Consider the following 19727-nt stretch of genomic DNA (forward strand, 5'->3'; position numbering starts at 1 on the left):
TAACAAAACAATCAAAAATGTTATAACATAGCATTAGGTCGGCGAGCGAAACTTTGTTAACCGGTAACCATTGCCAGCGATTGAACTAAAAATCGGTATTTTATGGGGAACAAGATGTTTAGAAAAACCATTGTAGCCACTGTGGTTGCGGCCAGTTTATTGACCGGCCAGGTCATGGCTGAGTCTATTACCGGGGTAATTAACGACGAAAACGGCAAGCCCGTTGCCGGGGCCGAAGTGAGTGTTGTAGGCGAAAACCAACGGGTTGTGACCAATTCAGATGGTCGCTTTGTCGTTAGCAACCTGCGCACGGGCGAAGCTGAGTTGCATATTGAGGCGCGCCGTTTCGGTCACCGGAATTTCCATTTTACCGTGCCTGAACAAGGGTTAGCAGACGTTAGTCTGACCCTGCTCAGTAGTACCATCGAGGTCATCGATGTGACCGCCAGCCCTTTTCATGCCTCGGCTACTGAGTCGTCATTGCCGGTTAGCGTACTGGCCGGTGACGCTTTAAAAATGCGCCAGGCGTCAACCCTGGGTGATACGTTGAAAAACGAAGTGGGCGTTCACTCTAACTTTTATGGCAATGTGTCAAGTAGCCCGATTATTCGCGGCTTAGACGGGCCAAGAGTGCTGATTACCCAAAATGGTCTGGACGCTGGCGATGCGTCCAGAATTGGTCCCGATCACAGCGTTGCCAGCGAGACCAGCACCGCGACTCAGATAGAAGTACTGCGCGGTCCCGCCACCTTATTTTATGGCAGTGGTGCTATTGGTGGCGTGGTTAATGTGGTGGATGAGCGCATTCCTACCGACAACACTACCCGTGCCGAGTGGATGCTGCAGGGGGATTCTGTAAACGACGAGAAACTGGCATCAGGTTCACTTGTAACGGGTGTTGAAAATGTCGCAATGTATGTAGATGGTTTCTGGCGTGATAACAAAAGCTATAAGATTCCGGGTTTTGCTGAGGCCGAGCCGGAGGCAGATGCGGTGAAGGGGCGGGTCGACAATACCGCCGCAACAGCGAAAGGCTTTACCCTCGGCGGCAGCTTGCTGCTGGACAATGGTTTTATTGGTGTTTCCTATGGTCGGTTAGATCGTGAGTACGGTATTCCGGGCCATTCGCATGGCAGCCATGAAGAAGAAAGTCATGACGAACATGCAGCAGAGGAAGAGGTGTATGCCGATTTAACTCAAAACCGGTTGCAGCTGTTAAGCGAGCTGAATTCGGCAACAGGCTTTATCCGCTCTGTTAACACTAAACTGGCTTTTACCGATTATCAGCATGCCGAAATTGAACAGGGCGAAGTGGGCACCACCTTTAAAAACCGCAGCCACGAAGCCCGGATTGAAATTCTGCATCGCACTTTGCTGGAATGGCGCGGTGGCCTGAGCCTGCACTATAAATTCAGCGACTTTGAAGCCTTAGGTGAAGAAGCCTTTACACCGCCATCAGAGACCGAAATGCTGGCAGTTGGCTGGGTTGAAGAGCGCCATATCGGCAACTGGCTGCTGCAACTGGGTGCCCGGATTGAGCGGGTAACGCTGGAAGCGCCAAATGTGTTGTTACCGGAGCTGACAGCGCACGGCCATGATGATCACGAAGGTGAACATGAAGATGAACATGATCATGGTGATGGTACAGAATACATCCGGGTATTTGATGTAAAACAGCGTTTTACACCTTACAGCTTGTCGGCCGGTACCGTATGGGATTTTACCGACGGTTATAACCTTGGCGTATCGATCTCGCATTCGCAACGGGCACCTTCAGCCGCAGAATTGCTGTCATTCGGCCCGCATATCAGTACCGCGTCCTATGAAGTTGGTGCGTTGTTTGTGCAGGATGATGAAGCCTTTGTATTAAATAACCAACCTGTTGAACTGGAAAAGTCGAATAACCTGGATCTGACCCTGCGTAAGTTCAGTGGCAATACCGGGTTCGTGCTAAACGCGTTTTACAACCGCATTGATAATTACTATTACCAGCAAAATACCGGACTGTTTGCCGAAGCTGGCCATGATCACGGCCCCGACGCTGGGCATGGCGATGAACACGGCGATGAGCATTCTGATGAAATGCCAGTGTACTTGTTTGCTGCAGCAGACGTTACCCTGCACGGTTTAGAGGCAGAGTATGTCTGGCAGGTTAATGACCCGTTTAAACTGACCCTGCAGGGTGACTATGTCCGGGCCCGGCTGCAGAGCGGCGGTGATTTGCCGCGCACGCCACCACTGCGGGTAGCGGCTGAACTGGCATACGAACAGGATGCCATCAGTGCCGACATCCGGGCCACCCGTTACTTTAAACAAGACAAAGTAGCTCAGATGGAGCAGGCGACCGCCGGCTATACCCTGTTGGATGCCAGTGTCAGTTACCGCTTTGACGTGGGTATGCAGGAGCTGACGTTATATCTGAAAGGCCAGAATCTGACCGATGAGACCGCACGGGTACATACCTCATTCTTAAAAGATGTTGCACCGCTACCAGGCCGTTCGCTGGCATTGGGTTTGCGCGGCCGCTTCTGATTTTTTTGCGGCGGGAGCTTCCTGGCCCGTCGCCTTTTTCATTTTGTTAGGAGTTATTATGTTGCAAACTAAATTAACCGCTCTGGCGGTGCTGATTAGCGTCTCTTTACTGAGCGGCTGCGGTGACAGCACTACCAGCATTGTTGAAAAAGACCCGATAGCAGTGGATGACGGTGACGATCATGAGGATGACCACGATCATGGCCACGGTGACATTAGCACGGCCGGCAGGTTGGTAATTTCTGCCAAAGACTCCAATCTGGTATCGGTTTATGAGCTAACTGATGGCAGTCTGCTGGATACCTTTGCTGTGGCCGATATTCCATCGGCATTGGCTGCCTCCCCGGCTAAACGCTACGCCCTGGCCATCCAGCGCACCACCGACCGGGTAGAATTTATTGATGGTGGGCTGTTTCAGGAAGACCATGTCGATCATTTTGATGACTACCAACAAGACCCTGCCTTAGCCAGCTTTGTTCTTAGCGACAGCCGGCCAACCCACATCACCAGCACCGACAGCCAGACCGCGGTGTTTTTTGATGGTGATGCAGAAAGTGGCACGCCCGCCGCGGTCGCGGTTATTACTGAAGCCGACATCACCATCGACAGCAATAGCTACCCGCTGCTCAATTACAGTATTCATATGCATGGTGCTGCTCAGGCACGGGGTGAATATCTGGTATCAACCGTTCGCGATGTTGACAGTGCTACCACCCTGCCAGATCAAGTGGCGGTGTATCACGCCCATGATGATCACTTTGACCAAGAGCTGGTGTTTGACGAGCTATGCCCTGGTTTACATGGCAGTGCCCAGAACGAGCATTTTATCGGTTTTGGTTGTACTGACGGCGTGCTGCTAATTGAACAGCAAGCGGAAACCTTTACTGCCAGCAAACTGGTAAATACCGATGATTTCAGCGAGGGCATGCGGATTGGCACTCTGGTTGGGGCGGAACATGCAGAACATTTTGTTGGTTTTGCCGGCAGCAGTATGTTTGCTATTCACGCCCATGATGCTGAAATGGAGCTGGTTGACTGGCAAGCCGCAGAGGGCGCTGGTCTGAACGGTTACGGGTTTGCTGACCATGGCGAAAAGTTTGTACTGTTAGATAATCAGGGCTATCTAACCATTCTGAACTATCACGGGCATGAGCACGAAGAAGAAGCGACTGAAGAGCCAGCTTTTGAGTTTGTTGCCAAGGTACAGCTAACCACAGCAGATGTTAGTACCATGCCTGCAGGCAGCCGCTTTGAACTGGCTATTTCAGCCAGTGACGACAAAGTATATGTGTTGAACCCGATTGATAGCAGTCTGCTGACAGTTGATGTTGCCGATGGTGAAGTAGTGGCAACTCAGCAACTTAACTTTATGCCACATAAACTGGTATGGTTAGGTATTGCCGAACCCGCCGCCCATGATCATGACCATTAAGCGTTATTCAGCCTAAAAAAAACCGCTGCAGGACTTTCCTGGCAGCGGTTTTTTATTTTTCGCTAATCCGGTAAGCGCTAATGGCTGTTAGCGCAAGTCAAAGCGATCAGCGTTCATCACTTTTACCCAGGCTTTAACAAAGTCTTTTAAAAACTTCGGCGTAGCATCCTGCTGGGCATATACTTCTGACAAGGCCCGTAACTGCGAGTTTGAGCCAAATACCAGATCAACCCGGCTTGCCGTCCATTTCTGCCGGCCGCTTTTGCGATCGACACCGATAAAGGTGTCAGATTTGGCCGATGAAGCTTGCCATTTGGTGCTCATATCCAGCAGGTTAACGAAAAAATCGTTAGTCAGCTGGCCGGGGCGATCGGTCAGAATACCTAATTTGCTGTTATCGTAATTGGCATTCAGTGCTCGCATACCACCAATCAGCACCGTCATCTCCGGTGCGGTCAGATTCAGCAACTGCGCTTTATCCAGCAGTAACTCTTCAGCGCTTACCGTGAACTCTTGTTGCTGATAGTTTCTGAAACCATCCGCAACCGGTTCCAGCACATCAAAGGAGTCGGCATCGGTTTGTTCGCTACTTGCATCGGTCCGGCCCGGACTGAAAGGCACGCTGATGTTGTTGCCGGCCGCTTCTGCCGCCTGTTCAATGGCAGCGGCACCGCCCAGTACAATTAAATCGGCCAGTGATACTTTTTTGTTACCACTTTGGGCACTGTCAAAATCTTGCTGAATGTTTTGCAACGCCTGTAGCACTTTTTTCAGCTGCCCTGGCTGATTCGCCTGCCAGCTGTTCTGTGGTGCCAGGCGAATGCGTGCACCATTGGCGCCACCACGGCAGTCTGAATTACGAAAGGTGGAAGCTGACGACCAGGCGGTGTACACCAGTTCCGCGGTCGATAAACCCGACGCCAGAATTTTCGCTTTTAAATCTCGGATATCAGCATCATTAATCAGTTCATGGTCAACCTTTGGTACCGGATCCTGCCAGATTAAATCTTCCTCTGGCACTTCAGGGCCCAGATAGCGCGATTTTGGCCCCATATCACGGTGGGTTAATTTAAACCAGGCCCGGGCGAAAGCATCGGCAAACTCGTCCGGATTCTGATGAAAGTGTTCAGATATCTTGCGATAGGCCGGATCTTCTTTCATCGCGATATCAGCCGTTGTCATCATCAGTTTGGCGCGTTCAGAAGCATCTTCCGCGTCGGGCGCATGGTCTTTTTCAGCGAGGTTTTTCGCTTCCCATTGGTGAGCGCCGGCCGGGCTTTTGGTCAGTTGCCAGTCGTAGCCAAACAGTACATCAAAATAGCTGTTGTCCCACTTGGTTGGTGTTGGCGTCCAGGCACCTTCAATACCACTGGTGATGGTATAGCGGCCCATGCCAGTTTCAAAAGTGCTCTTCCAGCCAAAACCCATATCTTCCAGCGCACCACCCTCAGGCTCGACTCCAACCAGCGAGGCATCACCAGCACCGTGCGCCTTGCCAAAGGTATGGCCACCTGCAGTCAGCGCTACCGTTTCATAGTCGTTCATTGCCATCCGCTCGAAGGTGTCGCGAATGTCGCGGCCGGACGCAATAGGGTCAGGCTTACCGTCCGGCCCTTCCGGGTTAACATAAATCAGGCCCATTTGTACCGCGGCTAACGGATTGGCTAATTCACGGTCACCTGAATAGCGGCTGTCAGGTTTATCACTGGTGGCCAGCCATTCTTTTTCCGCGCCCCAGTAAATATCTTCTTCCGGTTCCCAGATGTCATTGCGGCCGCCACCAAAACCGAAGGTCTTAAAGCCCATCGATTCCAGCGCCACGTTGCCGGCCAGAATAAATAAATCGGCCCAGGACAATTTGTTACCGTACTTCTGCTTAATGGGCCAGAGCAGGCGGCGGGCTTTATCCAGATTACCGTTATCCGGCCAGCTGTTTAGCGGGGCAAAGCGCTGGTTACCGGTGCTGGCGCCACCACGACCATCGGCGGTACGGTAAGTCCCCGCTGCGTGCCAGGCCATCCGGATCATAAAGGGGCCATAATGGCCGTAATCAGCCGGCCACCAATCTTGCGAGTCAGTCATTAAAGCAGTTAAGTCTTGCTTTACTGCGGCCAAATCGAGTTTTTTAAATTCGCTGGCGTAGTCAAAATCTTCGCCCAGTGGATTCGACTTCTTGTCGTTCTGATGCAGAATTTTAATATTCAGCTGGTTCGGCCACCAGTCTTTATTCTGGGTACCACCACTGCCTGAGCGGGTATTGCCGCCATGCATAACCGGGCACTTTCCGCCCGTATTATTACTACCGTTATCCATAATTTACTCCTTGCACTGTTGCTATTGGCTGGGAGTACAACTTGCTCCCGGTTTTCTATACAAATGACTATAGACCTGATTTTTCAACTATTAAAGCCACTTTTAGTGGCTGACCTAATCGATTTAAGCGATGAAGAACGGTGATATTGGCAACGGTATATGTTTTATATATAATTCGTATATTGTTTTGATTGCGGAGTCTTACCATGGGTATCGTTAAAATTAGTGATGAGCTACATGAAGAAATTCGTAAAGCCAGCGGTGCCATGTCGCGCTCTATCAATTCGCAGGTAGAGTTCTGGTTAAAAGTAGGCATGCTGGCAGAACTGCATCCCACCCTTAGCTACCAGCAACTGCTGCAAATGCTGATGCAACAGGCTGACGTTAAAATAGCGGGTATAGCCGGAGTAACAGGAGCAACCGATGAGCGGCGTTCAGCTTAAAACCGCCGACGAGCTGGCACTGCAGCGCGAAGCTGGCCGCTTGCTGGCCCGGGTATTTGCCATGCTGGACACTAAAATCGTGGCGGGCATGTCGACCTTGCAAATAAACGAGCTGGCTGAGCGCTATATTGTTGATGAACTGCAGGCGCGGCCGGCCAGCAAAGGCCAGTACGGTTTTGCTTATGTGTTAAATACCTCGGTTAATGACGTGGTTTGTCATGGTGTGCCATCAAGTACCCAGCTGTTAAAAGATGGCGACATTGTTAATGTTGATATCACCCTGGAGAAAAACGGTTTTATTGCCGACTCCAGCAAAATGTACGGTATTGGCGAGCTGAGTTATCTGGCTCGGCAGTTAGTGGATGACTGCTATCAGGCACTTTGGCTGGGCATTAACGCTGTTAAGCCAGGTGCCCGTTTAGGCGATATCGGCTTTGCTATTGAGCAGTTTGCTAACAGTAAAGGCTACAGTGTAGTGCGGGAATACTGTGGTCACGGCATTGGCCGGGAAATGCATGAAGAACCACAGGTGCTGCATTATGGCAAGGCCGGCAGCGGCATGCAGTTAAAGCCAGGCATGGTATTTACCATAGAGCCAATGCTGAACCAGGGCAGTGCTAAAACTAAAACCAAAAAAGATGGCTGGACCGTAGTCACCCGCGATAAAAAACTGTCGGCCCAGTGGGAGCATACCGTCGCGGTAACCGAGACCGGGGTGGAAGTGCTGACCTTGCGCGAGGAAGAGGCACAACGCTGAGGCTTTAACTTTGCTGGCAAACCCAGACAATTCCTCTTATCGTCTATTTTGCCAGTTTAGAAACATAGATTATCAATATTCACCAGAGAGAGAGCCAACGTCTCGTCTAGGCGGATTACCGAACTGACGAGCATACTCACGGTTGAATTGTGAGGGGCTCTCGTAACCTACCTGGAACGCAGTACTCGCCGCATCTTGACGATCATTGATCATGATTTTCCGGGCTTCAAGAAGCCTTAAACGCTTTTGGTACTGTAGAGGGGTCATTGCCGTCACCGACTTAAAATGAGTATAAAACGAGGAAATACTCATTCCTACTTCAGTGGCAATTTCTTCCATGTTTAGTCGGCTATTAAAATTTGTTTTAAGGATTTTTATAGCGGCTGAAATGCGCTGCATATTGCTACCAATCTGAGTAATCGAAGCAATCCGAATTCCGTACGCACCATTTATCAACCGATAGTAAATCTCACGTTTGATTATCGGTGATAAAACTTCGATGTCCTGCTGAGTTTCTAGCAGTCGAACAAGCCTGAGTACACCATCTGCCAGCGAGTCATCAACATCGCCAATAAAAATACCGGGATAAATTGACTTAGCATAGTCTTTGCTGTTGTTAACCAGCATGGCCAACTCAGTAAGCTCATGTAAATCGAGTTCAATTTGTAAGCATAAATAAGGTTTTTCCTTTGTTGCCTCAGTGATCTGGCCGATCACCGGCAAATCTACGGAAGCGACCAGAAATTCAGACGGTTGATACTGAAAAATCTCATTTTCAAGTAAGACCCGCTTTTTACCTTGAACGATAATACACAAAGAGGGGTGATAAACGCCGGGAAATTTTTCAATAGTTGTGTTGAACTTGATGCAATTTACGCCGGGAATAGCTGAGCTGTGAACACCATTCCCCTTTGAGAATTTATTAACTAATTCAGCAATTTCTGTACATTGGCTATCTTTCATTTTGTGCTAACCCCCGACATTTCACTGGCAGTAATTATATACTAGGACATGCCGCCACCCTAACGAGTTGCAAAAATAGGCAATAATATCGTAGTTTCATGCATCCTAAATCTCTCATTAGATATCTAACATTTCAACTGTCAATTCGACAAGTTTTTAATCAATGAGGGTAGCATCATGCAAAATGTACAAAGCAAAGTAGTTCTTATTACCGGAGCGAGCAGCGGCATTGGTGAGGCCACTGCAAGACTATTGGCTAAAAATGGCGCAAAGGTCGTACTTGGTGCACGCAGAACAGACCGTCTTGAGTCCATAGTACAGGAAATCAGGCAAGCTGGTGGTCAAGCGGCCTACCAAAAGTTAGATGTTGTTGACGCTGAACAGGTCAAGGCCTTTGTACAATTTGCAAAGCACACTTTTGGCCAAGTTGACGTGTTATTCAACAATGCCGGTATCATGCCTTTATCACCCATGAATGCGTTGAAAACCGATGAATGGGATCGCATTATTGATATCAACATAAAGGGCGTACTGAACGGCATAGGCGCAGTGTTGCCCGTTATGGAGCGACAAGGTCGTGGTCAGATAATCAATACTGCATCAACCGGGGCGTATGCCGTCGGCCCGTCTTGTGGGGTGTATTGTGCCAGTAAATACGCAGTATGGGCGATTAGTGAAGGCTTACGTCAGGAGTGTAACAACATTCGTGTCACCGTACTGTCTCCAGGGGTAACCACTACCGAACTTGGTCACGACATTACTGATAAAGCGGCGGCAGAACTCGTGGGTCAACTTCGCACGATGTCATTGAACGTAGAGTCGGTCGCAAACGCTGCGTTATACGCAATTTCACAGCCTGATGACGTGGAAACAAGCGAAATTGTGATACGTTCGGTTTCAAGTTTTGGTCATGCCTTTTAGCGATTGGCCGAAGATGCTACCTGGACTCTTCTGGGGCCTACTACATCCGCCAGGACCTATAATCTAGCTGATTTTCGGGAGTTGGTAGTAGCTCCATTTAATAAGCGTTTGATCACACCGTAAAACCTAAGGTTCATTATATCACCAGGATTACCACCAAAATAACCTGCCAGCATAAGGCGGCAGGTACCACCATACGCCAGCAAGTGAACATCACGACAGTTTTACTTCAAATTGCGCTGGAGAAAATCTTTTATCACCGGAATGATTTCTGATTGGTGAGTTTCCAATGCAAAATGACCGGTATCAAAGAAGTGTATTTCAGCTTTCGGAATATCTCTCTTCCAGGCTTGAGCACCTTCCGGTGAGAAGAAAGGATCGTTCTTTCCCCAAACAGCCAGCAGTGGCGGCTGATATTTACGGAAATAGGCCTGATATTCCGGATATTGTTCAACGTTGGATTTATAATCAAGTAGCAAGTCCAACTGAATATCTGCCATTCCGGGCTTTGAAACATGAAGCCCTTCTAAGGTGTAGCCATCTGGAGAGACTTTGGTTAAATCGCGTACACCCTCTACGTATTGCCATTTAATTGATGCTGGTGTCGGGAAGTCATTAAGGGCTGCTCTGTTTTCGCTGGATGGATTTTGCCAGTATTTCTTAATCGGTCCCCAGCCTTCGGCCAAACCATCTTCATAGGCATTTCCATTCTGAGAGATGATTGCGGTTACCTTGCCCGGATTTTTAAGCGCTAAGCGCCAACCGACAGGAGCGCCGTAGTCATGGACGGCGATAGCAAAAGAGCTAATGCCTTTCTTCTTAATAAACTTATCTACAGTATTTGCAAGATTGGCAAAGGTGTATTCATAGTCTTCCCTGGCAGGAGACTCCGTAAAACCAAAAGCAGGCAAGTCTAATGCGATAACATGATAATCGCCAGACAAAGCATCAATGACATCGCGCCACATATAAGAAGATGCCGCATACCCGTGCAACATCAGAATTGTTGGAGCATTTTTACTGCCGACCTCCCTGTAGAAAATATTAACGTTTTCAATTTGCTCATAGTTAAATCGCACATTTGAGTCAGTAGCATTATCCGTTTGGGTGGCTAGTGCTGCACCACTGGCCATGCTGGTAGCGAGTAGTATTGCTGGAATTGTTTTGGATTTCATAAATAACCTCATAACCAATTAAAATCGAATTTAAAGGTTACATCACACCCTGTAACCAGTCAAGTGCATTTTTATTGGTTACTTTATGGAGTTGATCAATATTCAGAAATCAGTATCAACATCTTTGCTGGCAGGACGAATCACTTCGTCTAGCAATCGATAAAAATGTCTACGGCAGATAAGCTCTTCAATACGCTGCCAGAGAATAGTGTCAGATCAAATACTCATGACTTAGCTGGCTACCGCTCAGTCTTCAAGCAGCGAGAATTACTTTTGTGCTAGTTGTAGCTCCAGAACGCCAGGTATTGGCGCACACTCTGTAAGCAAGATGAGGAGGGACTTGTATCGGTGCAACGCTGATTCGAGGATGTAGCTTGATACACTAACAGCTAAGATTAATGCAGTAGGCTAAGCATCTCTGAGCCTGCATTGACCGTATCTTTGACAAGATTTGTGTTGCCATAAATACTGTAAAACGAGGCTATCGTAACTTACCTCTTCTTAACTTTTTCTCTTTCTAAACTGCGCAGCTTTATGGCGATTACCACAGGTTGCCATACTACACCAACGGCGTTTGTGTGCTTTGGTGCGGTCATAAAACCATAAAATGCAATCGGGGTGTTCGCATTGCTTAATCAATGTTGCGTCACCATCAACCAGCAACTGAGCTACTGCTTCTGCAACCTGCCCCAGCATAGAAGCAGCAGTATCACTGCGTGAGATACGCGTTATTGTTAATTTCCCATCACCATCCTGAGCTAAATGCGGTGCGCTAACATACGAATGCAGGTAGGTATTCAGCTTACAAATATCCTGCAGTTGCTGCTTCTGCTTAAAGGCGCTAATCAACTGGAAAGCGAGAGTTCTCAACGCTTTGGCTTGGGAGAGTAACTCACCTTCGGTCAATTGGCCCGGCTGCAAAACAACCGAAATTTCATTCTGTCTAAGCCATCTGAGCACATCGGAATCACTTTCCCAGTAATCAACAACCATGTCGCCACTGCGAGCTTCTGTGTTGAGTAGATCCATCGCTAAATGGTCCCCAAGCAAAGGAGGATCGGTGATCTTTTTGTCATGTAAAACTTCAGATATCTGCATAACCAACCTTTATAAGATATATATGGGGGTTACTTTATCTGAGTCAGAAGCACAGAAGTAACCGCATAAATGCAATCATACAGGTTATAACGTGTTTTTGCCAACCAGACTGTATGCTCTAAACAAGGTTACGAAAAGATGCTGCGTAAACTGTTGGCAGTACAAAAAGCTTGCTGAGCATATTGAGAATTGAAGCTGGTACAGAAGAAAAAGCAACAGAAATGCGGTAGTACTCTAGAGCTATAAATAACCTTGAAATTTCTAAAAGGCAGCCCCGCATAACAGGGCCAGCATTAATTGGCGTGAGATCTAATGGGGTTAAATCAGAGCGAGTTGTTGCCACTTAATATTGCTTCAAGTGGCAACGCTAATTCAAAACAAATGTGTATTGTTTAAATTAGTTCAGATGATCTTTTAACTCGCGGCCAGCCTGATCTAACGCATCCTGCACTGCTGGTACGTCATTTAACACATTCAACAAACCAAAGTCATGGATCATGCCGTTGTAACGCAGTGTCGTCACTGCAACACCCGCAGCATTCAGATGGCGACCATAAGCTTCACCTTCGTCGCGCAAAACGTCCATTTCAGCAGTTTGAATAAGCGCCGGTGGCAGACCCGTTAACTGCTCTGTGGTTGCGCGCAGTGGCGAAGCATAAATCTCGTTACGCTGCTCCTGCGACGTGGTGTAGTTATCCCAAAACCACAACATCATACTGCGGGTTAAGAAGTGATTATCAGCATAGGTTAGATATGATGTATTGTTAAAACTCGCATCGGTTACAGGCCACAGTAATAACTGGAACTTTAATGCAGGGGTGCCCGCTTCTTTGGCTTTTAATGCTACTACGGCGGCCATATTACCACCAACGCTGTTGCCTGCTACCGCTAAACGGCTGCCATCAACGCCTATCTCTTTACCATGCTTAGCTACCCATTGTGTTGCCGCATAAGCCTGATTAATTGCAGTTGGGTATTTGGCCTCTGGCGACGGAGTGTAATCAACATATACTGCCGCGGCACCAGAGCGCTGCACTAAATCACGGATCAAACGCTCATGCGTTGGGAAGTCACCCAATACCCAGCCACCGCCGTGAAAATACATAAAGGCTGGCAACGTACCTTTTGTACCCTTTGGTTTTACAATCACCAGTTTAATATTCTGGCCATCAACATTAATGGTTTTTTCACTAATATCAGCAGCCGGAAGAGCAGCGCCTTGCTGGGCACCGACCAGCACCGCACGGGCATCTGCAACAGATAACTGCTCTAATGGTTTACCGCCACCCTGAGCCAGGGCATTAAGAAAGCCCTGAGTTTTCATCTCGACGCCCGGGGAACCCGCGGCAAACGCATTGCCTATACTTAAAGCAAGTAAGCTGGCTGTGATAACTGTATTTAATACTTTCATGGTAGTTTCCTATAAATTGTCAGTGAGTTTAGTGTCGATTAAGTGCGCTGTTGCAGCAGTCTGTTATTTTGCAGTTGCGGCAGAAGTTGCCGCTTCTGCAATAAGCGCTGCGACTTTGTCTGGGTGTGAAGTCATAACCACATGCGATGCGCCCGATACTTCAACGATTTTTTTTGCTTGAGCGCGCTGTGCCATAAACTTCATTGCCGCAGGTGGGATGTTCTTGTCGGCGGTACCATAAATGGCCCATGACGGTATGTTGTGCCACGCTGGCTCGCCAGCGGCTTCAGCTAATGCCAGTTCAGTAACCGGGCGCTGGGTGGCGGCCATCAGTGTGGCTTCTGCGGGCGGTACATCTGCAGCAAACTGCTCACCGAACTTATCTTGCTGAATGTATAAATCTTTATTGCCGTCTTTGAGTAACACTGGTGTTGCCAATGTCGGGCCTAACGTGCTACCGGGATAACGGCCTGATAATTCCAGGACGGTTTCGCCTTGTTCCGGCGCAAAAGCAGCAACATAGACCAGGGCGGTAACATTAGTATTGTCCTGCACAGCATTGCTGATCACCGCGCCGCCGTAAGAGTGGCCGACCAAAACAACCGGGCCGGCTGTTTGTTTTACCAGGCTGGCAACATAGTTGGCGTCAGTTGTTAAACTGCGCAGTGGATTAGCTACTGCTACTACCGGGTAGCCTTGCTGCTGAAGGTTAGCGGCTACGCCGTTCCAACTGGACGACTCAGCAAAGGCGCCATGTACCAGGACCACTGTCGGTTTGTCTGCGGCAAAGGCTGCACTGCTTAATGTCAGCGCTGCTGTAGCAACGGCAGCGGCAATGTGGCGAAATCTTAACTTACTCATAATGTTTTCCTGTTCAGTGAAAAAAGTTTTCGTTGGTTAACGTCATGCCTTAAGCGGCGCACTAACAGGCTCCAGCTCAGCTGTAAGCGTTGGAGGTATTTTAGTCTCTCAGGTTTGTTTTTTGGCGCCATATTGTCTAAATTATGCTGCAGATAGTCTAACTTGGAGGGGGTGTGGACAGACTTTCAACCTTGCTGGCACAGTTTGGTATGCGTGCCACGACTTTTCATGCAGGCACTTTCAGTGGTGACTTGCCCTTTGACGCTCAGGAGCGAAGTGGAAAGCTGTATTTGTTTAATAACGGTATAGCTCGTTTGCTGATAGCCAAGCAGGAAATTGTTATTAGCGCACCAAGCCTGCTATTTATCCCCAGGCCCTGCAAACACCAATTGAGCGCGGTGGCGACAGACAATACTCAGTTGGTCAGTGCAGAACTCAGTTTTGACGGCGGTTTGGATAACCCGTTAACCACGTCTTTGCCTGACTATATGCTGTTACCAGTGAAGGATTTACCAATCTTGGGCGATAGCGTCTTGTGGTTATTTAGTGAAGCGGAAGAGCAAAACTGCGGTAAAAATGCCGTGTTAAACCGGCTGTTTGAGTTGGTAATGATCCAACTGCTGCGCCATATCATGGCCAGTAGCAGCATGTCATCGGGAATGATGGCTGGGCTAGCAGATTTGCGCCTAGCTCGGGCAGTTACGCTAATGCATGATCAGCCCGCTAAGGCCTGGTCGGTAGCAGAGCTTGCCAGCGCGGCCAGTATGTCCCGAGCCAGTTTCGCAGCACAGTTTCACAAAATAGTAGGTAAAACTCCGGCCGACTACTTACTGAGTTGGCGCGTTAGCTTAACGCAAAAACGTCTGCGCCAAGGCCGGCCTATAGCGCTGATTGCAGATGAAGTTGGCTATGAGAGCCCATCCGCATTGGCGCGGGCGTTTCGCCGAAAAATCGGTGTAAGCCCAAGAGAATGGTTGCAACAACAATAAGATCTATTTAAGTAACCCGGTAGCCAGTGCAAAAAAAGCTTCAAGAGCCTTTGGCAAAACCTCTTGAGGCGTCTCACTTGCCGCAACCCAGAGAGCAGCGTTAAGCGCAGCGCCATTAATTAATCGAGCGCCAACCACAGTATCAATTTCTTTTAGTACCCCGTCGGCAATTAACCGCTCTAAGGTGAGCTTTGTCGATTCCAGACAACTACTCTGACTTGGCCATTGCGTCGGATCGCCCAATACTGCCGGCCCATCAAGAAGCACTATACGCTGAACTTCAGGGTCCAGAGCAAGCTTGATATATGCCGCTCCCTCAGCAAGCAACCCATGCCAATCATCTCCGGCCTCTGAGCGCGCTTTATGCGCATACACTGCCATTTCACCGTCAATTTGTGCCACGACGGCTGCCAATAATCCACGTTTATCACCAAAGTTATGATAGAGCGCACCTCTGGTTAAACCAACGCTCGCCGTTATATCGTCCATAGAAGATGCACTGTATCCCGTTTTAGCAAATGCGCTCCGGGCAGCAGAAATTAATTTCTCTCGATTTTCTGCCATTGATTTCAAACGTTTATTCACATTTACCCCTCTCACCTGACATACGCGGCGTATATAAAACATTGACATACGTAACGTATATAAATACTCTACATACGACGCGTATATTAAACCGTCATGCACTATGTCGTATACCACTTTCTTCATAAGTGATGAAGTAGGTAAACGCCGCCGAGCTTATTACCAAGAAAATTTAAATTTGGAAAAGTTAAATGATGACTAAACGTGAAGTAATTATCCCTGAGGGGAAACATGATCTATATGAGCAGCATGGTTACTCTGCTGCAATAAAATCCGGCGACCTGCTTTTTGTGTCAGGACAGGTTGGCAGTCTTGCGGATGGTACCCCAGAGCCAGATTTCAAACGTCAGGTTGAATTAGCATTTGACAACTTAAAGTCTGTTTTAAGTGCTGCAGGATGCTCATTGGATGACATTATTGACGTTACAACATTCCATACCGATCCTCAAAACCAGCTCGAGTCAATTATGGCAGTCAAACAACAGATGTTCCCATCAGCCCCATATCCGAATTGGACTGCAGTTGGTGTTACCTGGCTTTCTGGCTTTGATTTTGAGATAAAAGTTATCGCTCGGATTCAGTCTGCATAGTAACAATTATGTACAATACTGTTAAAACACTAAACTCAGAAGCAAAATTACTTACCCGATGGTTTAAAAGTGCTGCCATACCGTATTCTGGTGGCCACCGGACCGGGCGGTGTTTGGGGACTCTCGCCACAAGCTGAGTATTTAAAAACTATTCAATTCAACATGGCAGTGGCTAATATAGTAGTTAGCACTGATACCCGCTTGCTCTACACTGCCATTACCGCCACCAACTATCTGCTGCGTATAGACCTGCTGCATTAGCCTTTACTCCCAGCGGGCGTCCTCTTCGCTGATATTAAAGGCGACAGCCTGGCCTTTTGCGCCAAGCTGAACCACCCGTTTGGGCGAGCCATCAGCATGAAGTTCTACCAGGCCAATACCTGCCATATTAAGCAAGCGTTCGCCAGCTTTGGCGGTGTCGGGTTTATGCGGCACAATTTTCATCCGCCGCCGTTTGGTCAGCCAGTTTAATGGCGATCGTGGTGAATACAGCCAGCGGTTTAACCTGTCCAGAACATCGAGCAACCGTCCCGGGAACTCATTCTTCAGGCCACTACTGGTAATTTGCCAGATATCCGGCCCCCTGACACGGCCACGCAGATTCACCTCGTACACAAACGAATAATGGACATCGCCGGACAAAATAACAAAGTGTTTAGGGGTTTTCGGATGGCGGAACAAATTCATTAATGCGTAGGCTGTGCCACGGTGGGCCATCCAGTTTTCAGCATCCACCATTAACGGTTTGCCCAGCAGCGTAAATAGCCGTTGCAGTCCTTCAATAAGCTTTACCCCAAATACCGGTGCTGGCGACACCAGCACGACAGCATCATAGCCAATTAAATTCTGTTGCAATTCAGTAAGCGCCTCCCAGTCGAGCAAACCGGACGGCTTATCCAGCGCCACCTCTGAGCGCCAGCGGCGGGTACGGGTATCCAGCACCAGTAGCGGCGGCGATGTTGGCCAATGATACTGCCACTGGTTAAATCTCAATAACTCAGTAATAAACTGCTGATGTTGCGCCGATCCGCTGTCATTCAGCGCCTGCTCTGCCTGTTGCAGCAGTTGGCCAGTCTGAAAGCGTTCGGGGGTATTGCCCCAGCCCTGGCATAACAAATAACCGATTAAGGCATTACCAATAATCCGGCGTGAAAAATCATGGTTGTAGGCTGTTTGTTCCCATTCAGCGCTAAGGTTCCAGTCGTCGGTGACATCATGATCATCAAAAATCATCGCGCTGGGTATGTGCGCCAGCAGCCGGCGTACCCTGCCAAGGCCAGCTGCAAAGCGGCGGATAATAGCCTGTTGCTCCTGGTATTGTTGCTGATCAGCCTGATCAAGGCTTGCTGCCAGCTCTTCTGTCAGCTCTGTAGCATCGGCCTGCCAACCTGCCGGCGACCACACCAACAGATACATCCCCAATATTTCAGCCAGACTAATTAAGTGATTGCGGGCATGATCAGAGGTAAAAACCGGTTTTTTCGCACCTTTAAATACTTGGCTGATCACAGCCTGGCCAGCTTCCGTTTTTGGTAACAGAGTATCACGCCGGAAAAAATGCGGTTTGGTTTGATGCAGCTCAGTAGCCTGGCTTACGGTTACACAGGGCAGGCTCTCGTCACTAAACTCCAGCCGGTTAATCAGCTGATGTACGGCTCTAAGCATAGGTGCAGCGACATCATCGGCGTATATCTGATCACCACTGTGCAGTAGCAATGCCGGCCAGTGCTCTGTCGACACTTGCTGCAGATGCATGTCAGCCGCCAACAGGCCATCCTCGGCATCAAAGTGAGGTTTGCGGCACGAGCCATGTAACAGACTAAGTAATGTTGGCTGAATAACAAAGCCAGGGTTGTCGCGACCAGGATATACCAGATCGGGCGCCCAGTGCTGCCAGCCAAGCCAGTCGGCTGACATATTCTGTTGCTGTGTCGCCAGCGTCAGGTTGTACCCTATCCAGCAGCCAGTGGGTAGCGGCTGTTGCAACGGAATGTGGATTAGCTGCAAAAACAGCTTCCCGGCGCAGCGGATGCTCTGACAGTGCCGCTGCATCTGCACCGGGTTAAAATGACGAGCGTCTTCATTCTCAGGGCGCAGTTCCAGCTGCAGCTGTATCGGCTGGCTGGTTGCCAGCCACAAGGTCACGCTGGTTGGCGTGACGGCACGCAACAGTGGCCCCGCCAACACCAGTGGCAGACTATTAGTGGCAGATAACCCTGCCTCAGGCTTTGTCATTTAAGTCATCATCGAAGGGTTACAAACTCTTCCGCACTGGTTGGGTGCAGTGCCACGGTGGCGTCAAAATCGGCTTTGGTGGCGCCCATTTTCATCGCTACGGCAAAGCCCTGCAGCACTTCATCCATCCCCTCGCCAATACCATGCAAACCAACCACTTTTTCCTCTTTGCCGGCACAAACCAGCTTAAAGCGGCTCAGCGCCCGGTGGCTGGTAATGGCGTTGTACATGGCGGCAAAGCTGGAACGGTACACTTTAACATTGGCATCGCCGTATTGCTCGCGGGCCTGGGCTTCGGTTAAACCAATAGTGCCAATCGGCGGATGGCTGAACACGATGGTGGGAATTAACGAATAATCCATATGGGCATCGGGCAGGTCTTTATTAAACAAGCGCTCTGCTAACTGTCGGCCAGCCTTTATGGCCACCGGGGTTAGCTGGGCTTCGCCGGTGATATCACCAACTGCATAAATGCCGTTAATATTCGTGTTCTGATATTTGTCAGTGCGGATAAAGCCCTGTTGGTCTGTTGTTACGCCTGCAGCCTGCAGGTTAATATTGGCAGTTGCCGGCGCCCGGCCAATGGCCCAGATCAGGCAGTCGACGTCGGTAAATTCGACATTCTTGTCACAGAAAACCGTTAATTTACCGTCATCATTTTTTTCAATCCGGATCACGTTGGTATGTTTATGCAGTGCCAGTTTGTCCTGAGTCATCCGCTCCAGCAGCATATCGGTGATATCGGGATCAAAATCGCGCAGCGGCCGGTCGTGGCGGATCAACAAATGGCTGTCGCTACCCAGCGCATGCAGCACGCCGGCAATTTCCACTGCAATATAACCGGCACCCACTACTAGGGCTTTTTTCGGCTGGTTGGTTAAGGCAAAAAAACCATCAGAGTCGATACCATGCTCTGCGCCCGGTACATCGGGGATCAATGGCTGGCCGCCGGTAGCAATGGTGATATGGTCAGCGGTAATCTGTTCGCCATTAACTTCCACCGTATTAGCGTTTACAAAGCGGGCAAAACCTTCAATAAATTCGACACCATTACTGGCAAAACCGCGCTGATACCCTGCATGGATCCGTTCAATATAAGCTTCACGGTTTTTCACCAGCGTCGCCCAATCAAAACCGTTATTGGTTAAATTAAAACCATAATCTGGGCTGTATTTAATCGCCTCAGCAATATGGGCGCCATACCACATAACTTTTTTCGGTACGCAGCCTACATTTACGCAGGTACCGCCAACGGCCTTAGCCTCAATAACTGCGGCGCTGGCACCGCGCATGGCCGCCCGATTGGCTGAGGCAATACCCCCACTGCCGGCGCCGATTGCCAGATAATTAAAATGCCTTGCCATAATGATACCCTTAATTTTAAAAAAACGATTACGCGGCGAAGCCGGATATAGGCCAGAT

General features: G+C 49.0%; 17 protein-coding genes. 7 read left to right on the plus strand and 10 right to left on the minus strand.

Features of this window, described 5'->3' with window-relative positions; translation table 11 throughout:
- The first annotated feature begins 114 nt into the window (after positions 1–114).
- Both KG631_RS09230 and KG631_RS09235 read left to right on the plus strand, forming a co-directional pair.
- Positions 115–2532: a TonB-dependent receptor gene (locus tag KG631_RS09230; RefSeq protein ID WP_213998953.1), complete on the plus strand. Its 2418-nt coding sequence runs from the start codon at positions 115–117 to the stop codon at positions 2530–2532.
- A gap of 58 nt (positions 2533–2590) precedes the next feature.
- On the plus strand, positions 2591–3964 hold the full coding sequence (locus tag KG631_RS09235; protein WP_213998956.1) for a 5-methyltetrahydrofolate--homocysteine methyltransferase: 1374 nt from the start codon (positions 2591–2593) through the stop codon (positions 3962–3964).
- 87 nt (positions 3965–4051) lie between these two features.
- Here KG631_RS09235 and katG read toward each other — a convergent pair whose 3' ends face one another.
- Positions 4052–6277: a catalase/peroxidase HPI gene (gene katG / locus KG631_RS09240; protein WP_301003710.1), complete on the minus strand. Its 2226-nt coding sequence runs from the start codon at positions 6275–6277 to the stop codon at positions 4052–4054.
- Between the two features lie 206 nt (positions 6278–6483).
- On the opposite strand from katG, the gene KG631_RS09245 reads away from it, so the two are divergent.
- A complete protein-coding gene (locus KG631_RS09245; RefSeq protein WP_213998961.1) occupies positions 6484–6720 on the plus strand; it encodes a ParD-like family protein in 237 nt (78 codons plus the stop codon).
- Complete coding sequence (gene map / locus KG631_RS09250) at positions 6701–7477, plus strand: type I methionyl aminopeptidase (RefSeq protein WP_213998963.1); 777 nt, start codon at positions 6701–6703, stop codon at positions 7475–7477. Before KG631_RS09245 ends, map begins: the two co-directional genes overlap by 20 nt.
- Before the next feature lie 72 nt (positions 7478–7549).
- Here the strand turns inward: map and KG631_RS09255 are convergent, their stop codons facing one another.
- Entirely contained in the window at positions 7550–8440 is an 891-nt protein-coding gene (locus tag KG631_RS09255; protein ID WP_213998965.1) for an AraC family transcriptional regulator, read from the minus strand.
- Positions 8441–8617: 177 nt separating this feature from the next.
- Between KG631_RS09255 and KG631_RS09260 the strand changes: the two genes are divergently transcribed.
- Positions 8618–9361: an SDR family oxidoreductase gene (locus KG631_RS09260; protein WP_213998967.1), complete on the plus strand. Its 744-nt coding sequence runs from the start codon at positions 8618–8620 to the stop codon at positions 9359–9361.
- A 224-nt stretch (positions 9362–9585) separates the two neighbouring features.
- Here KG631_RS09260 and KG631_RS09265 read toward each other — a convergent pair whose 3' ends face one another.
- The 5 genes from KG631_RS09265 to KG631_RS09285 form a co-directional block, all read right to left on the minus strand.
- Positions 9586–10536 (minus strand): alpha/beta hydrolase, encoded by a 951-nt coding sequence (locus KG631_RS09265; RefSeq protein WP_213998970.1) that lies wholly within the window; start codon positions 10534–10536, stop codon positions 9586–9588.
- A 501-nt stretch (positions 10537–11037) separates the two neighbouring features.
- Complete coding sequence (locus KG631_RS09270; RefSeq protein ID WP_213998976.1) at positions 11038–11634, minus strand: CGNR zinc finger domain-containing protein; 597 nt, start codon at positions 11632–11634, stop codon at positions 11038–11040.
- Between the two features lie 118 nt (positions 11635–11752).
- Positions 11753–11977, minus strand: coding sequence for a hypothetical protein (locus KG631_RS09275; RefSeq protein ID WP_213998978.1), 225 nt, complete (start codon positions 11975–11977; stop codon positions 11753–11755).
- A 54-nt stretch (positions 11978–12031) separates the two neighbouring features.
- Positions 12032–13045 (minus strand): alpha/beta hydrolase, encoded by a 1014-nt coding sequence (locus KG631_RS09280; protein WP_213998980.1) that lies wholly within the window; start codon positions 13043–13045, stop codon positions 12032–12034.
- A 63-nt stretch (positions 13046–13108) separates the two neighbouring features.
- Positions 13109–13906 (minus strand): alpha/beta hydrolase, encoded by a 798-nt coding sequence (locus KG631_RS09285; protein ID WP_213998986.1) that lies wholly within the window; start codon positions 13904–13906, stop codon positions 13109–13111.
- 173 nt (positions 13907–14079) lie between these two features.
- Between KG631_RS09285 and KG631_RS19215 the strand changes: the two genes are divergently transcribed.
- The gene (locus KG631_RS19215; protein ID WP_213998988.1) at positions 14080–14895 is read left to right on the plus strand and encodes a cupin domain-containing protein; all 816 of its coding nucleotides are present in this window, start codon (positions 14080–14082) and stop codon (positions 14893–14895) included.
- Positions 14896–14898: 3 nt separating this feature from the next.
- Here KG631_RS19215 and KG631_RS09295 read toward each other — a convergent pair whose 3' ends face one another.
- A complete protein-coding gene (locus KG631_RS09295) occupies positions 14899–15480 on the minus strand; it encodes a TetR family transcriptional regulator (RefSeq protein ID WP_213998995.1) in 582 nt (193 codons plus the stop codon).
- 191 nt (positions 15481–15671) lie between these two features.
- Here KG631_RS09295 and KG631_RS09300 point away from each other — a divergent pair, with 191 nt between their 5' ends.
- Positions 15672–16070 carry a RidA family protein gene (locus tag KG631_RS09300; protein WP_301003711.1) on the plus strand — a complete coding sequence of 133 codons (399 nt, stop codon included), beginning with the start codon at positions 15672–15674 and terminating at the stop codon, positions 16068–16070.
- Positions 16071–16334: 264 nt separating this feature from the next.
- Here KG631_RS09300 and KG631_RS09305 read toward each other — a convergent pair whose 3' ends face one another.
- Positions 16335–18305, minus strand: coding sequence for an alkaline phosphatase D family protein (locus KG631_RS09305; protein WP_213999002.1), 1971 nt, complete (start codon positions 18303–18305; stop codon positions 16335–16337).
- An 8-nt stretch (positions 18306–18313) separates the two neighbouring features.
- The gene (gorA, locus tag KG631_RS09310) at positions 18314–19669 is read right to left on the minus strand and encodes a glutathione-disulfide reductase (RefSeq protein WP_213999004.1); all 1356 of its coding nucleotides are present in this window, start codon (positions 19667–19669) and stop codon (positions 18314–18316) included.
- Positions 19670–19727 lie beyond the last annotated feature (58 nt).

It is taken from the genome of Arsukibacterium sp. (genome assembly GCF_018402695.1).
Classification (GTDB): domain Bacteria; phylum Pseudomonadota; class Gammaproteobacteria; order Enterobacterales; family Alteromonadaceae; genus Alishewanella.

Coding starts and splice junctions, on each gene's coding strand:
- KG631_RS09230 (WP_213998953.1), top strand. CDS start 115: ATGTTTAGAAAAACCATTGTAGCCACTGTGGTTGCGGCCAGTTTATTG.
- KG631_RS09235 (WP_213998956.1), top strand. CDS start 2,591: ATGTTGCAAACTAAATTAACCGCTCTGGCGGTGCTGATTAGCGTCTCT.
- katG (WP_301003710.1), bottom strand. CDS start 6,277: ATGGATAACGGTAGTAATAATACGGGCGGAAAGTGCCCGGTTATGCAT.
- KG631_RS09245 (WP_213998961.1), top strand. CDS start 6,484: ATGGGTATCGTTAAAATTAGTGATGAGCTACATGAAGAAATTCGTAAA.
- map (WP_213998963.1), top strand. CDS start 6,701: ATGAGCGGCGTTCAGCTTAAAACCGCCGACGAGCTGGCACTGCAGCGC.
- KG631_RS09255 (WP_213998965.1), bottom strand. CDS start 8,440: ATGAAAGATAGCCAATGTACAGAAATTGCTGAATTAGTTAATAAATTC.
- KG631_RS09260 (WP_213998967.1), top strand. CDS start 8,618: ATGCAAAATGTACAAAGCAAAGTAGTTCTTATTACCGGAGCGAGCAGC.
- KG631_RS09265 (WP_213998970.1), bottom strand. CDS start 10,536: ATGAAATCCAAAACAATTCCAGCAATACTACTCGCTACCAGCATGGCC.
- KG631_RS09270 (WP_213998976.1), bottom strand. CDS start 11,634: ATGCAGATATCTGAAGTTTTACATGACAAAAAGATCACCGATCCTCCT.
- KG631_RS09280 (WP_213998980.1), bottom strand. CDS start 13,045: ATGAAAGTATTAAATACAGTTATCACAGCCAGCTTACTTGCTTTAAGT.
- KG631_RS09285 (WP_213998986.1), bottom strand. CDS start 13,906: ATGAGTAAGTTAAGATTTCGCCACATTGCCGCTGCCGTTGCTACAGCA.
- KG631_RS09300 (WP_301003711.1), top strand. CDS start 15,672: ATGATGACTAAACGTGAAGTAATTATCCCTGAGGGGAAACATGATCTA.
- KG631_RS09305 (WP_213999002.1), bottom strand. CDS start 18,305: ATGACAAAGCCTGAGGCAGGGTTATCTGCCACTAATAGTCTGCCACTG.
- gorA (WP_213999004.1), bottom strand. CDS start 19,669: ATGGCAAGGCATTTTAATTATCTGGCAATCGGCGCCGGCAGTGGGGGT.